This is a genomic window from Agarivorans gilvus, assembly GCF_001420915.1.
GTDB lineage: Bacteria > Pseudomonadota > Gammaproteobacteria > Enterobacterales > Celerinatantimonadaceae > Agarivorans > Agarivorans gilvus.
Map to the genome: position 1 here is coordinate 444,425 of NZ_CP013021.1, position 14,455 is coordinate 458,879.

Consider the following 14,455-nt stretch of genomic DNA (forward strand, 5'->3'; position numbering starts at 1 on the left):
GGAATATTAGGGCAGTGTGTTGCGCCAGTCAATAGCCCTTTATTTTGTTTGCTCAATAAGTGTTCTTTCCGACACGAAAAATCAACAATCCCTGCTTAATTGCTGCTTTTATCACCACAGCTATTCAATATCCGCTGCCACTGTTTAACGTGTTGTCGATTAGCCTGATGAAAATCCGCCTGAATTTGCTGCATAGCCGCTGGTAAGTGTTGTAGACCTTGCTGCTTAAATAACTCGGCTAAAGGAGCGTTTAATAAGTTAAGACTTTGATCCAGTTCTGCCAAATAAGCCTGCACTCTGGGCATATACACCTTGTTTAGAATATTTTGCAAGATGATGAAGTCTTGCCGATGCTGCTGGCAGCTAAACTGGCGCTGCTGTAAGGCTTGACTGATGTTAACTAACCATCGACTCGCTGCGCTCAGCTCTTGGGCTAGCGCCCGTAAGCTGGGGGCGCTAGCAAGCTGCTTATTTAGAGCTAATACCTGGTTAGCATCGATAGTTTTTGCTTGGTTAAATTGCTCGCCAATATCAAGTAGTTGCTGCAATTGCTCGCTGAGCTTGCGATAAGTGGCTGTAGGCGATTCAGTTAAGCGGGTATTGCCTTGCCATAGACGCTGAATTGCAGCGTCTTGGCTCAGGTAGTTATTCCAATATACCGCCAAATGCCGGCGTTTTAGCGCCAGTATATTTTTTAGTTTCTGGTTCAGTGCCGGTTTAAGTTGTTGGCTGCTAATACAGTGATTGAGCCCTTGAATAATCTGGCTATGCCATATTAGTCGATAATCGGCGCTGGCAACTTTTCCTAAACTCGAGTTAGCCTCAAATACCAACTGGTCAAGGCCACAGGCGTGCAAACTCATACTATCGAGAAGAGATAGATTTAAATTGGGTTCTTCGCCATGAAAGTCACGCCAGCTTATTTGCGGCAGCGCTGCTTGGCTTGGTGGGGGCTCAATCGAAATATCTAAAACTCGATTGAGCCTCGCACTGTAGTCTGAAAATAAACGTTCGCTGGGCGGGCTTAACCAATTTACCAGTAAGTAAAGGCCGGCGCTTACAATTAGCAATAGCAAGCCGCTGTGTAAGACTTTCGCTTTACTCATGCTTCCTTATTAATAAATTGTAACTTGTGGGGGTTGTTACTGGCCCAAATTAAGCGGCTCATTAAACCCAAGGCACAAGCAGTAAGCGCTAATACGATGGCTATCCAAAATCCTTGTACGCCCATAGGCTCGGCGCTTAAATAGTCGGTAAAGGTGAGTATAGTGCCTATTCCAAGGCCGATGGGCCAAAAGCTAATTAATGTCACTAAGAAGATATAGCGGGTATCTTGATAACCACGAAGGGCGCCAGCGCAGCAAACTTGCAGCGAGTCCGACAATTGATAAGTGGCTGCCAGCAAGAATAGCGGTGCCGCTATCGCTGCTACAGCTTGGTTGCTGGTATATAAGCCGATGATCTGCATTCTAAACAGCACCGTTGCCGCGGCAATAAAGAAGGTAATAAACGTCACTAGAATAATACCGCTATAGGCGGAGATCTGAGCTTTATTGCTTGATTTCTCGCCCATGAAGTTACCGACTCGTATGGTTAAGGCGATACCAATACTTAAGGGCAACATAAATACCATAGAGGTAAAATTAAGGGCAATTTGGTGAGCGGCTACAATGTCGGCTCCCAGTGGCGAAAGCAGCAACGCAATCAGTGAGAATAAAGTAACTTCAAAGAAAATGGCGCCACCAATGGGTAGGCCTAAGCTGAAAATACGTTTGATTAATGGGTAATCTAGCCTCAACGGCCCACTAAATAAACACAGGGGTGCTATTGAGCGACTTTTGGCTAGATAGACGCTCATGGCGATAGCCATGAACCAGTTAACTGCGGCGGTGGCCACACCACAACCTGCGCCACCCAGTTGCGGCATGCCAAACAAGCCGTGAATGAAGATGTAATTAACAGGGATATTGACCAGCAGACCTATTACTCCAATTATCATAATTGCTTTAATGTTGGAGCGGGCTTCATTTACGCCACGTAGTACTTGGTAAACTGCAAAGGCGGGTAGACCAAAACACACATAAAATAGGTATTGCTTGGTAAGTGAAACTAGGCCAGCTTCCACTTCCATCAAATTAAATACCGAGGGCGCGAGCCACAATAAGCCCCACGCCAACGCAGCCAGCAGCAAGGAAATGACCAATGCTTGGCGAAAGATATTGCCAGACTTATGTGTCTGCTTCGCGCCAATCTGATAGGCTACCAAGGGGGTTACCGCCATCAGAATGCCTTGTATAAACAGTATGACTGGGTTAAAAAAGCTCGACGCAACTGCCACAGCGGCCAAGTCTTTGGGGCTAACCGAGCCAGCCATAATGGTATCGACAAAACTCATACCGGTAATGGTCAGTTGGGCCACTACAATCGGCCCCGCTAAGCGTAGAATGGCCAAGCATTCTTTTGAAAATCGTTGTTTAAAAGCCAGGAAGAAAGATTTCATGTTCACCGGAATTGTTCAAAATAAAAGTAAAGTTAATAAAATCGAAAAGAGCACGGGCTTAATGCAGCTATGGCTTGATTTAGCTGATATCGAAGGTTTAAGCATTGGCGCTAGTGTTGCGGTAAACGGGACTTGTTTAACCGTGGTCAACATTAGTGAACAAGGTGTGCAATTCGACTTAATTCAAGAAACGCTAAGTCTAACAAACTTAGACTCTTTAACAGAAGGGGATTTGGTAAATATTGAACGGGCCGCTAAGGTGGGTGATGAGATTGGTGGCCATTTGGTATCGGGCCACATTCACTGCACCGCTCGCTTGTTGGAGCGTAAAGCCACCGAAAATAACCTTTCCTTGCATCTTGGTTTGGCTCACAAGTGGCTAGATTACGTGCTGTATAAAGGCTTTATCTGTGTTGATGGCGCAAGCTTAACGGTCGGGGAAAAAACTGACCAAGGATTTTGGTTGCACCTTATTCCCGAAACATTGCGGGTGACCACGCTCGGTGAAAAGGCCTTGGGTGAGTTGTTTAATATCGAAATCGACAGTACCACGCAAACCACTATCGATACCATAAAGGGTCTTGCCGCTAGCGGTGAACTTAAACGCTGGTTGAGTTAGCCAAAGAGTATAGTGAGCAAGGGGGCAGCTTATTAAAGCTGCCCTTTAGCGTTTAATACTGGTAAATACGGATCTCTTGGCCCGACAGATTTAGGTTTAAATCGCCATTGCTATCGCTAGTGACCGATGAAGCACCAAAATCGGCGAGAGGATTAAGTTGAGCTGAGAGCAAACCTAAGGGAATGCTAGGGTTTTGTACGTTGTTGCTGTAGTTGAGCACCACCAAGACATGCTCATCGCCTAAACTTCTGCGGTAAGCCAATACTTCTCCCTCATGCAATACTTCAATATCCCCTTCACGCAAGGCTGGCGTAGTGTTGCGTAGTTGGATCAGCCTTTTGTAGTGGTGGTAAAGAGAATCTGTATCAGCCACTTGACTCGCTACGTTAAATTGTGCGGCGTTATGAGCAATTGCTCGATAAGGTGTACCGCTGGTAAATCCACCATCGGCAGTCCAACTCATCGGTGCGCGTAACAAGTAATCCCCGCCGCTGTTGCTGGTATGACCCATGCCAATTTCTTCCCCATAATATACGAAGGGCTGGCCGGGTAGGGTAAGTAAGGTAGCAGAGGCTAAGCGATATTTAGCCAGATCTCCGGAAAACTGCTCGTATACCCGCATGCCAGCAAAAGAGTCATGATTGGCTAGCAAGAGTCCCATACTACTCAGGGTATCGTTATGTAACCAGTCGACGATGTCGGTGTTGTCTGTAGAGCCCGAGTTCACGCCCTGCATGATCGAATAGTTCAAGTAAAACGCGAAAGCCGAACCACAAAAATCGCTTTGAGCGGCGGCGACCGAGGAAGAAGAATCTTCGCATATCATGAAGCGGTTGCTGTAATCTTGCATAACAACCTGTTGAATGCCGTACATAATGGCTGCATTTTCCGGCTGACCAGCCCATTGAGTCGGGCCGTTTTCGACAAGGTGAGTGGTGGCATCAAAACGAAAACCATCCATACCTGCGTTCAGCCAATAACGTAGGTTGTTGTAATGAAATTCAACCACATCTGGATTGTCGAAATTAAAATCTGGCATATTGGATTGGAATATGCCGTAGTAGTAGCCATAGCGCCCCTCATGCCAAGATGGGGAGTTTGACCAGTTTAGCCAGCCTGGGTTTTCTGAACGCCAATTATACCAATCGCGTTTGCCGCCAGCGTTGTTATCAGAATCGATGAATATCGGATTGTCACCAGAGCTATGGTTGATAAGGTAGTCGCCAATGACCCCTATACCGCGAGCATGCGCTTGGGTTAAAAATTCATCAAAGTCTGCACGGGTACCATAGTCACTTTCAATACGGCGATGATCAACCACCTCGTAGCCATGGTCATGGTCTGAGCTTTGATTAAAGGGCAATAACCATATTCCTTGAATACCCAGCTCTGCTAGATAATCCAGTTGAGATGTGAGGCCCTTAAAATCACCTATCCCATCACCATCGGAATCTTTATAGCTGCGTACAAAGATTTCCATGAATACTGCGCCTTTGTACCAATCGGCTGCTAAGGCAGGTTGGTCATCTAAGGCGACGGCGCTTAAGTCCATTAAGCTTTCAGCTGTGGCCTCGCCAATCGGCAGCTCAGTTGAAGAGGGCTCCTCAGAACTTGAGCCGCATGCGCTTAGGCCTGCTGCTATGGCTAGAGGCAGAGCGCCTGCGCGGAGATGTTTTAGCATGTTTACTTCCTTGTTAAATGTTTTTGTCGCTATTGACCGGCTTTACTGAGACATTTTCTATGTATTTACCAGAATGATGATCACCAGTAAGAAGTGCTTTAGGCTAAAATTTAGCTGTCACGATTTTCAAGCATATTGTCTTTATTGTCATTAAGCTGTGTCACAGTTTTACTGAGGAAAAATAAACGTGTTATCAATAAGTTGATTAACCGCAACTATTTGAGTTAAGCGTCAACTAAGGGGGCTTGAGTTGAGGGGCAACAGAGTGTAGCCGTACAAGTACGGCTGGCAATTGGCCTAGCTAAATCTAGCAGCGCTTTGGTTTAAAAAAACTGTTCGTCGTCAGCGTCGACAAAGGCCACTAGTTTGTCATTGGCTTCATCGATATGTAGCCGACAGTGTATCGGGCTGCAGCAAGCTCGGCAGTCTTCATAAAAATCTTGGTCGCCATTGCTCGCATCCATTTGAATGGGGGTATGATGACCGCAAGTGGGGCACGTAATCATTTTTTCGATATAGTCTTTCATGGCGATGACTCCACGTATATCCGCCCTTTAATTATGGCTTATATCGCTCAAATAACCCTAGGTTGAGTGCAATAAAACACCAGCTATTGAAGTTATTTTGCTAGGGCATTATTATTGCCCATCTTTTTAGTGTGTGAAGCACTCAATTTTATCGATAAAACATGTGATGTTTGGTAGGCATCACCACTGTATATGCAAGGATAAATATGCCAGTTATTACTCTCCCAGACGGTAGCCAACGTCAATTCGAAAATCCCGTGTCAACTATGGATATTGCCGCCGACATCGGCCCTGGCCTAGCTAAAGCCTGTATTGCCGGTCGTGTAAATGGTGAGCGTGTAGACGCCTGCGAGTTGATCCACGAAGATGCGCAAGTGGCTATTATCACCGCCAAAGACGAAGACGGTTTAGAAATCATTCGCCACTCTTGTGCCCACCTTTTAGGTCATGCGATTAAGCAAATGTGGCCTGAAACCAAAATGGCGATTGGCCCGACTATCGATAACGGCTTTTATTACGATATCGATTTAGATCATTCTTTAAGCCAAGAAGATATCGACAATCTTGAAAAACGAATGAAGGCACTGGCCAAAACCAACTACGATGTGATTAAAAAGACCGTGCCTTTAGCTGAAGCTAAAGCGGTTTTTGAACAACGTAAAGAGCCTTATAAGTTAGAGATTATCGAAGGTATCGAAGACAGCGCCACGCCAGGGCTTTACCATCACGAAGAATACATCGATATGTGTCGTGGTCCACATGTACCGAATATGAAGTTCTGTCATCATTTTAAATTGATGAAAGTGGCAGGAGCATATTGGCGCGGCGATAGCAGCAATAAAATGCTGCAACGTGTTTACGGCACAGCTTGGGCCGATAAGAAACAGCTAGCCGCTTACTTGAAGCGTTTAGAAGAAGCCGCTAAACGAGACCACCGTAAAATCGGTAAACAACTTGACCTTTACCACATGCAAGAAGAAGCACCGGGCATGGTATTTTGGCATGATTCAGGCTGGACTATTTTCCGTGAATTGGAAAGCTATGTGCGCGAGCAGCTACGCAAGTACGATTACCAAGAGGTGAAGGCGCCGCAAATTATGGATCGCAGCCTTTGGGAAAAATCAGGTCACTGGGACAAATATTCAGATGCGATGTTCACGACTCAATCTGAGAACCGCGAATACGCTGTAAAACCGATGAATTGTCCTGGACACATCCAAATATTTAATCAGGGCTTGAAGTCTTACCGTGACCTACCTTTGCGTATGGCGGAGTTTGGCTCTTGTCACCGTAACGAACCCTCTGGTTCTTTACATGGTTTGATGCGAGTACGTGGCTTTACTCAAGATGATGCGCATATTTTCTGTACTGAGGATCAAATCCAAGAAGAAGTTTCTTCATGTATTGATATGGTATACGAGACTTACAAGACTTTTGGCTTTGAAGATATTGAAGTGAAATTGTCGACTCGCCCAGAACAACGGGTAGGAGATGATGAAACTTGGGATAAAGCAGAAAAAGCCTTAGCTGAAGCATTGAGCTCTAAAGGTATTGAGTTTTCATATCTACCAGGGGAAGGTGCCTTCTATGGCCCTAAAATTGAATTTACCCTGCATGATTGTTTAGACCGTGCGTGGCAATGTGGTACTGTGCAGTTAGATTTCTCGATGCCAGGTCGTTTATCTGCCTCTTTTGTTGGTGAAGATAACGAACGCCATGTGCCGGTAATGATTCACCGGGCAATTTTGGGCTCTCTAGAGCGTTTCATTGGTATTTTGACCGAAGAGTACTCGGGATTCTTCCCTACTTGGTTGGCTCCTCGCCAAGTTGTGGTGATGAATATTACTGATAAACAGGCTGATTTTGTCCATCAGGTAGTAAAAAAATTAAATAAACAGGGCATTAGAGCCATTGCGGACTTGAGAAATGAGAAGATAGGCTTTAAAATCCGCGAACATACTCTAAAGCGTATTCCTTATTTACTGGTTGTCGGCGATAAAGAAGTCGAAAGTAATGAGGTTGCGGTTAGAACTCGTAAGGGTGATGATTTGGGTAAGTTTGCTGTAGATAAGTTTATCGAGCAAATTAAGCAAGAAATCACCAGTCGTGACAATAATTGTATTGAGGTATAAATTATAAAAACCGGAAGACGTGGTCAGCAACAAGCTGCAAGAGCACATAAGATAAATGAAGAAATTCAAGCCCAAGAAGTACGCCTTAACGGCTTAGATGGTGAGTCCATCGGCATTGTAAGTTTGAATGAAGCACTAAACATTGCCGAAGAATCTGGCGTTGATTTGGTAGAAATTAGTCCAAATGCTGAACCACCTGTTTGTCGGGTCATGGATTACGGTAAGTTCATTTACGAAAAGAGTAAATCTGTTAAAGAACAGAAGAAGAAGCAAAAACAGATTCAGGTCAAGGAAATTAAATTCCGTCCTGGAACTGACGAAGGCGACTATCAGGTAAAACTACGCAACCTGGTTCGTTTTCTAGAAGAGGGTAACAAAGCTAAAGTAACACTGCGTTTTCGTGGTCGTGAAATGGCACACCAAAGCCTCGGCTTTGATCTACTAAATCGAATTAAAAGCGATTTAGAAGAACTTGCAGTAGTGGAAGCTTTTCCAAAAATGGAAGGTCGCCAAGCTGTAATGGTGTTAGGCCCTAAAAAGAAGTAACTAAGGCTTCCAAGTAACGAACAGCTTACTTTAACCGGTAAGCTGTTTTTGTTCGCCTTTAGTTATATGTTGTTAATATCGCAATGCGGAGTGCATGTAAATGCCAAAAATGAAATCAAACAAAGGTGCTGCTAAGCGCTTTAAAAAAACTGCTTCTGGTGGTTTTAAATACAAACAAGCTGGTCTTCGTCACATTCTGACTAAGCGCCGTACTAAGGTAAAACGTCACCTTCGTCCGAAGGGTATGATTGCTGCTTCTGATGTTGCATCAATTGTTCGCATGTTGCCGTACGCATAAGTTTAGAGGAAATTAAGAATGGCCAGAGTTAAACGCGGTGTACAAGCACGTGCACGTCATAAGAAAGTCTTAAAACAAGCCAAAGGTTACTACGGAGCACGTTCACGTGTTTATCGCGTAGCCTTCCAAGCGGTAATCAAAGCGGGTCAATACGCTTACCGTGACCGTCGTCAGCGCAAACGTCAATTCCGTCAATTGTGGATTGCACGTATCAATGCTGCGTCTCGTCAAAATGGTTTGTCTTACAGCCGTTTCATTGACGGACTTAAAAAAGCATCTATCGAAATCGATCGTAAGATCCTAGCTGACATTGCTGTTTTTGATAAAGCAGCATTCACAGTGTTGGTAGAAAAAGCAAAAGCTGCTTTATAAGTTTTATAGAGTTTGTGAAAAGGGAGCCTCGGCTCCCTTTTTTGTTACAAAAACAAGCTTACAAAGCGCCTTTTTCCGGGAACAAGTCTAGCTATAAGCACTTCATTAAAGTACTATTTCCGGTCTTATTTAAAACAAAAAAACAGCTTCCCCCTTGAGCGGAATATGAGGAAATCATGCTAGATCTTGATGCGCTAATCAATCAGGCTAAGACTCACATTGAAGCGGCTTCAGCGATTAATGAGCTTGATGCCGTTCGTGTAGAATACTTGGGCAAAAAGGGATTAATGACCAAACAGTTACAAGGACTTGGCAAACTGTCACCTGAAGAACGTCCTAAAGCGGGTCAATTAATTAACCAAGCTAAACAAGTTATTCAAGATGCACTAAATGAAAAACGTGAATCTTTAGTTCAACAAGAGCTTAATGCCAAACTAGCTGCCGAAACGGTGGATGTCACCTTACCTGGCCGAGTTGATGAGCTAGGTGGTCTTCACCCAGTCACACGTACTATCGAACGAATTCAAACCTTTTTGGCGAACTGGGCTTTCAAGTTAAATCTGGCCCAGAGATCGAAGATGGCTTTCATAACTTCGATGCTTTAAACATTCCTGAGCATCATCCTGCTCGTGCCGATCACGATACCTTCTATTTCAACCCTAACTTGGTGTTACGAACTCAAACATCAGGGGTTCAGATCCGCACTATGGAAGCAGAAAAACCACCGATCCGTATCATTTCGCCTGGGCGAGTATACCGCAATGACTATGACCAAACTCATACCCCGATGTTTCATCAGGTAGAAGGTTTGATGGTTGACAAGAACGTTAATTTTACTGAGTTAAAAGGCGTGCTGTACGACTTCCTACAAAATTTCTTTGAGGATGATTTGCAAGTACGTTTCCGCCCTTCATATTTTCCGTTTACCGAAACTTCAGCAGAAGTAGACGTATTAGGCAAAAATGGTTGGCTAGAAGTACTTGGTTGCGGCATGGTTCACCCCAACGTATTGCGAGCAGTAAACATCGACCCAGAAGAGTACACCGGTTTTGCCTTTGGCATGGGTGTAGAGCGCCTCACTATGTTGCGTTACGGCGTTAACGACTTGCGCTCATTCTTCGAAAATGACTTACGTTTCCTAAAACAATTTAATTAAGGGTTAATTTAAGATGAAATTTAGCGAATCCTGGCTAAGAGAGTGGGTTAACCCTAGCATTTCACGCGAAGAGTTAGCCGAACAAATCACCATGGCCGGTCTTGAGGTGGATGGTGTTGAAGATGTGGCAGCGGCGTTTTCTAACGTTGTAGTGGGTGAAGTGGTTGAGTGTGGCCAACATCCCGATGCAGATAAGTTACGCGTAACCAAGATTAATGTTGGTGAAGAAGAGCTAATTGATATTGTTTGTGGTGCACCAAACTGCCGCTTAGGACTAAAAGTAGCAGTGGCCAAAGTAGGCGCGGTACTACCTGGTGATTTTAAAATTAAAAAAGCCAAGTTACGTGGCCAAGTGTCTATGGGCATGTTGTGTTCCTACAGTGAGCTGGGTATTAGTGACGAAGCCGATGGCATTATGGAACTACCAGCCGACGCCCCGGTGGGTACCGATTTACGCGAGTACTTACAGTTAAACGATGTAACCATTGAAGTTGACTTAACACCTAACCGAGCCGATTGCCTGAGCTTACGTGGCTTAGCTCGCGAAGTTGGCGTGCTAAACCAAATGGATGTGCAACAACCTAGTTGGCAAGACGCGCCAGTGAGCATTGACGAAACTTTCCAAGTCACGGTTACTGCCACTGAGCAATGTCCACGTTATTTAGGCCGCGTGATTAAAGGCATTAATCTTAACGCCAGTACTCCTTTGTGGATGCAAGAGCGCTTGCGTCGCAGCGGTATTCGCTCTATCGATCCAGTAGTGGATGTGACTAACTATGTGTTGATCGAACAAGGTCAGCCGATGCACGCCTTCGATCTAGCAAAACTCAATGGTTCTATTGAGGTTCGTTTAGCTAAGCCTGGCGAGAAGTTGGTGCTGTTGGATGGCAATGAGGTCGAGTTAAAAGACAATACTCTTACGATTTGTGACCAGAGTGGTCCAATTGCGATGGCGGGTATTTTCGGTGGCGATAAGACTGGCGTAAGTGAGCAGACCAGCGATATCTTTTTAGAGTGCGCGTTCTTTAGCAAACTGGCTATTACTGGCCGAGCTCGCCAATATGGTCTTCATACCGATTCCTCACATCGCTACGAGCGCGGTGTAGACTATCGCTTGCAAAACCAAGCAATGGAACGTGCTACACAGTTATTGGTAGAGATTTGTGGTGGACAAGTAGGGCCAGTAGTTGAAGCGGGTGACCAAGCCAAGTTACCTCAAGCAGCCACTATTATATTGCGTCATGCTCGTCTAGAGAAAGTTGTTGGTTATGCTTTTGATAAAGCTCAAGTAACAGAGATCCTAACGCGTTTAGGTATGGAAGTGAGCGAAACCGAGCAAGGCTGGCAGGTTGTTGCGCCAAGCTATCGTTTCGACATGGAAATCGAAGAAGATTTGATTGAAGAAGTCGCGCGTATCTATGGTTACAACAACATTCCTAATATTTCACCCGCTGCTTCGTTAAAGATGAATGCTCATCAAGAAGTGCAGCTGCCTGAAAGCAAAGTGAGACAACTGTTATGTGCTCGTGGTTATCAAGAAGCGGTAACTTACAGCTTTGTTGATCCTAAACGCCAACAGCTTTTACACCCTTCGCAAGCCGCGATGATTCTACCGCATCCTATTTCTGTAGAAATGTCGGCGATGCGTTTAAGCCTATTCACTGGCTTGTTAGATACCGTGTCATACAACCAGAAGCGCCAACAAAGCCGCGTTCGTGTATTTGAAAGTGGCTTACGTTTCATCCCTGATGAAACGGCTGAAAATGGCGTTGCGCAAACTACGATGTTAGCCGGTGTGATTAGCGGCTCTGCCAATAAAGAAGCCTGGAACAGTGAAGCTCGAGAACTAGATTTCTTTGACATTAAAGGTGATGTTGAAGCGCTTATTCAACAAACTGTAGATCTAGAAGCCTTTAGTTTTGTAGCCGCTGAACACCCAGCTTTCCATCCTGGACAAGCTGCGCAAATTTTACGTGATGGGCAAGTGGTAGGTTATGTTGGCGCATTACACCCTCAACACTTAAAAGCCTTTGGTTTAAGCGGTAAGGTATTTATGTTCGAGATAGAAATGTCTGCCGTGATTGCGCGTAAATTGCCCGATGCTAAACCCGTTTCTAAATTCCCTGCCAACCGCCGCGACCTTGCCTTATTGGTATCGCAACAGGTAAAAGCAGGAGATTTACTAAATTGCATTAAGAAAGTTGGCGGAAATCAATTAGTTGGCGTAAACTTATTCGATGTATACAAAGGAAAAGGCATTGCAGACGATATGCAAAGTATTGCTATCAGTTTAACGCTGCAAGAACAAAGCCGGACCCTTGAAGAAAAAGAGATTGCCACTACAGTTGACACCATTGTAGAGGCGTTACGTTCAGAGTTTGACGCATCCTTGAGGGACTAGTTATGGCATTAACTAAAGCTGACCTGGCAGAAAATTTATTTGAAAACTTAGGCTTTAGTAAGAGAGAGTCTAAAGAAGTGGTAGAAGCTTTTTTTGAAGAAATACGGGTCGCTTTGGAAAGTGGGGAACAAGTTAAAATTTCTGGTTTTGGAAATTTCGACCTGAGGGAGAAAAATCAACGCCCCGGTCGTAACCCTAAAACCGGAGAAGACATTCCCATTTCTGCGCGTCGAGTAGTCACCTTTCGTCCTGGGCAAAAGCTCAAGAGTAGGGTAGAGAACGCCGAACCTAAATAAAAAAGTAAAGTGAATAAAAAAGGAAGCCAATTGGCTTCCTTTTTCTTTTGCTTGAGTCTCGATTAGTGATTGAGAATTTGGCTTAAGAACAGCTTAGTTCTATCTGATTGAGGATTTTCAAAGAATTGAACCGGTTCATTTTGTTCAATGATTTCCCCTCTATCCATAAAGATCACTCTGTCGGCTACCTGCTTGGCGAAGCCCATTTCGTGGGTTACACAAAGCATGGTCATCCCTTCATTCGCTAATTCAACCATTACATCCAATACTTCGCGTACCATCTCTGGATCGAGTGCTGATGTGGGTTCATCAAATAGCATAATTGAAGGGTTCATACACAAACTGCGAGCAATCGCTACACGCTGCTGCTGACCACCGGATAATTGTCCAGGAAACTTATCAGCTTGTTCTGGGATTTTAACCCGTTCTAAGTATTTCATCGCTGTTGCTTCAGCTTCAGCTTTAGGAATTTTTTTCACCCAAATCGGTGCCAAACAACAGTTTTGCAATACTGTAAGGTGAGGGAATAAGTTGAAGTGTTGGAAACACATGCCTACTTCACTTCTCACCATTTCAATACTTTTTAGATCGCTCTTTAGCTCGGTGCCATTAACGATGATGTCGCCTTTCTGGTGTTCTTCTAGGCGGTTAATACAGCGAATCATGGTTGATTTACCTGAACCTGAAGGCCCACAGATAACGATTTTTTCACCTTTGGTGACGGTTAAATCAAGATCTTTAAGTACGTGGAACTCACCGTACCACTTATTCATGCCCTTGAGTTGAATCACTACTTCAGAGTTTGCTTGATTAGAATTCATGTAAAATTTCCTTATTAATGTCCTGTATGAAGTTTCTTCTCAAGGTATATCGAGTAACGCGACATACTGAAACAGAACACCCAAAATACAAAAGCGATAAATACGTACATTTCTGTGGAAAAGCCGAGCCATTCGGGATCGGCCAATGCAGATTGGCCAATCGCCAATAAATCGAATAAACCAATCACCAATACCAGACTGGTATCTTTAAACAGAGCAATGAAGGTATTAACTATCGACGGAATAGTGATTTTTAGTGCTTGAGGCAAAATAATTAAGCCCATAGACTGCCAATAACTTAGGCTTAAGGCTTCTCCTGCCTCGTATTGTCCTTTGGGAATGGCTTGTAGGCCACCGCGAATCACCTCTGCCATGTAAGCCGACTGGAACATGATGATGCCAATCATCGCCCGTAGCAGTTTGTTAAAATCAACTTCAGAGCCAACAAATAGGGGTAACATTACTGAGGCCATAAACAGCACGGTAATTAGTGGTACCGCCCGCCAGAACTCAATGTAAATAGTTGAAAAACTTCTAACAATAGGCATGTGCGAACGTCGACCTAAGGCTAACAAAATACCAATAGGAAGTGCGGCAACAATGCCCACTATGGCCAATACTAAGGTCAGCATTAAGCCGCCCCATTGATGCGTTTCTACTTTAACTAAACCGAACGCGTCGCCTAACAAAAGGAAAAACACGATGATGGGGTAAATCACCAAGGAGAATATAGCCAATTTCGGTTTATGAGGTGTTTTCTCGTAAATTAGCGCAGCTATCAATAGCAAGAAGGTAATGAAAACAATATTCACCCGCCAGCGTTCTTCCGTTGGATAGAAGCCATAAATTAACTGAGAAAAACGGTCGATAACGAATACCCAGCAAGCACCATCGCTAGTACAGGCATCACGGCTTTCACCAATCCAATCGGCATTTATAAATAACCATTCTATAGCGGCGGCTAGCGGTGGAATAACAAGGTATAAGATCAATAAGGTAAAGAAACTATTTATCCAAGATGAGAATAAGTTCTTCTTCATCCAGCCAACAAATCCAACACTCATATCTGGTGGCGTTTGATCAGGTTTAAATTGATGTACTGACAT

Annotated in this window: 13 protein-coding genes and 1 pseudogene; 8 read left to right on the forward strand and 6 right to left on the reverse strand. The window is 44.3% G+C overall.

All coding sequences use genetic code 11. The annotated features are described in order from the left end of the window. Positions 1 to 95: 95 nt before the first annotated feature. Together AR383_RS02100 and AR383_RS02105 are read right to left on the reverse strand one after the other, a co-directional pair. The gene (locus AR383_RS02100; protein WP_055731638.1) at positions 96 to 1,106 is read right to left on the reverse strand and encodes a DUF3080 family protein; all 1,011 of its coding nucleotides are present in this window, start codon (positions 1,104 to 1,106) and stop codon (positions 96 to 98) included. Beyond that, positions 1,103 to 2,500, reverse strand: coding sequence for an MATE family efflux transporter (locus tag AR383_RS02105; RefSeq protein WP_055731639.1), 1,398 nt, complete (start codon positions 2,498 to 2,500; stop codon positions 1,103 to 1,105). The genes AR383_RS02100 and AR383_RS02105 overlap by 4 nt, the downstream gene beginning before the upstream one ends. Here AR383_RS02105 and AR383_RS02110 point away from each other — a divergent pair. Beyond that, the gene (locus AR383_RS02110; protein WP_055731640.1) at positions 2,499 to 3,119 is read left to right on the forward strand and encodes a riboflavin synthase; all 621 of its coding nucleotides are present in this window, start codon (positions 2,499 to 2,501) and stop codon (positions 3,117 to 3,119) included. The two genes, AR383_RS02105 and AR383_RS02110, sit on opposite strands and share 2 nt — an antisense overlap. 52 nt (positions 3,120 to 3,171) lie before the next feature. Here AR383_RS02110 and AR383_RS02115 read toward each other — a convergent pair whose 3' ends face one another. Both AR383_RS02115 and AR383_RS02120 read right to left on the reverse strand, forming a co-directional pair. After that, entirely contained in the window at positions 3,172 to 4,800 is a 1,629-nt protein-coding gene (locus AR383_RS02115; RefSeq protein WP_055731641.1) for an alpha-amylase family glycosyl hydrolase, read from the reverse strand. 323 nt (positions 4,801 to 5,123) lie between these two features. Continuing rightward, complete coding sequence (locus AR383_RS02120; protein ID WP_055731642.1) at positions 5,124 to 5,327, reverse strand: CPXCG motif-containing cysteine-rich protein; 204 nt, start codon at positions 5,325 to 5,327, stop codon at positions 5,124 to 5,126. A 206-nt stretch (positions 5,328 to 5,533) separates the two neighbouring features. Here AR383_RS02120 and thrS point away from each other — a divergent pair, with 206 nt between their 5' ends. The 7 genes and pseudogenes from thrS (at position 5,534) to ihfA (ending at position 12,528) form a co-directional block, all read left to right on the forward strand. Next, a complete protein-coding gene (gene thrS, locus AR383_RS02125) occupies positions 5,534 to 7,459 on the forward strand; it encodes a threonine--tRNA ligase (RefSeq protein ID WP_055731643.1) in 1,926 nt (641 codons plus the stop codon). A gap of 3 nt (positions 7,460 to 7,462) precedes the next feature. Next, positions 7,463 to 8,005 carry a translation initiation factor IF-3 gene (gene infC / locus AR383_RS02130; protein WP_083481467.1) on the forward strand — a complete coding sequence of 181 codons (543 nt, stop codon included), beginning with the start codon at positions 7,463 to 7,465 and terminating at the stop codon, positions 8,003 to 8,005. A gap of 100 nt (positions 8,006 to 8,105) precedes the next feature. Beyond that, a complete protein-coding gene (rpmI, locus tag AR383_RS02135) occupies positions 8,106 to 8,303 on the forward strand; it encodes a 50S ribosomal protein L35 (protein WP_016401507.1) in 198 nt (65 codons plus the stop codon). Between the two features lie 18 nt (positions 8,304 to 8,321). Continuing rightward, on the forward strand, positions 8,322 to 8,675 hold the full coding sequence (rplT, locus tag AR383_RS02140; RefSeq protein ID WP_016401506.1) for a 50S ribosomal protein L20: 354 nt from the start codon (positions 8,322 to 8,324) through the stop codon (positions 8,673 to 8,675). Positions 8,676 to 8,851: 176 nt separating this feature from the next. Beyond that, positions 8,852 to 9,831, forward strand: a pseudogene (pheS, locus tag AR383_RS02145) (phenylalanine--tRNA ligase subunit alpha). A gap of 13 nt (positions 9,832 to 9,844) precedes the next feature. Further along, positions 9,845 to 12,232 carry a phenylalanine--tRNA ligase subunit beta gene (gene pheT / locus AR383_RS02150; protein WP_055731645.1) on the forward strand — a complete coding sequence of 796 codons (2,388 nt, stop codon included), beginning with the start codon at positions 9,845 to 9,847 and terminating at the stop codon, positions 12,230 to 12,232. 2 nt (positions 12,233 to 12,234) lie between these two features. After that, positions 12,235 to 12,528 (forward strand): integration host factor subunit alpha, encoded by a 294-nt coding sequence (ihfA, locus tag AR383_RS02155; RefSeq protein WP_016401503.1) that lies wholly within the window; start codon positions 12,235 to 12,237, stop codon positions 12,526 to 12,528. 62 nt (positions 12,529 to 12,590) lie between these two features. Here ihfA and AR383_RS02160 read toward each other — a convergent pair whose 3' ends face one another. Then, positions 12,591 to 13,349, reverse strand: a complete 759-nt coding sequence (locus AR383_RS02160) for an amino acid ABC transporter ATP-binding protein (protein WP_055731646.1) — start codon at positions 13,347 to 13,349, stop codon at positions 12,591 to 12,593. Positions 13,350 to 13,363: 14 nt separating this feature from the next. Then, positions 13,364 to 14,455 carry an amino acid ABC transporter permease gene (locus tag AR383_RS02165; RefSeq protein WP_055731647.1) on the reverse strand — a complete coding sequence of 364 codons (1,092 nt, stop codon included), beginning with the start codon at positions 14,453 to 14,455 and terminating at the stop codon, positions 13,364 to 13,366.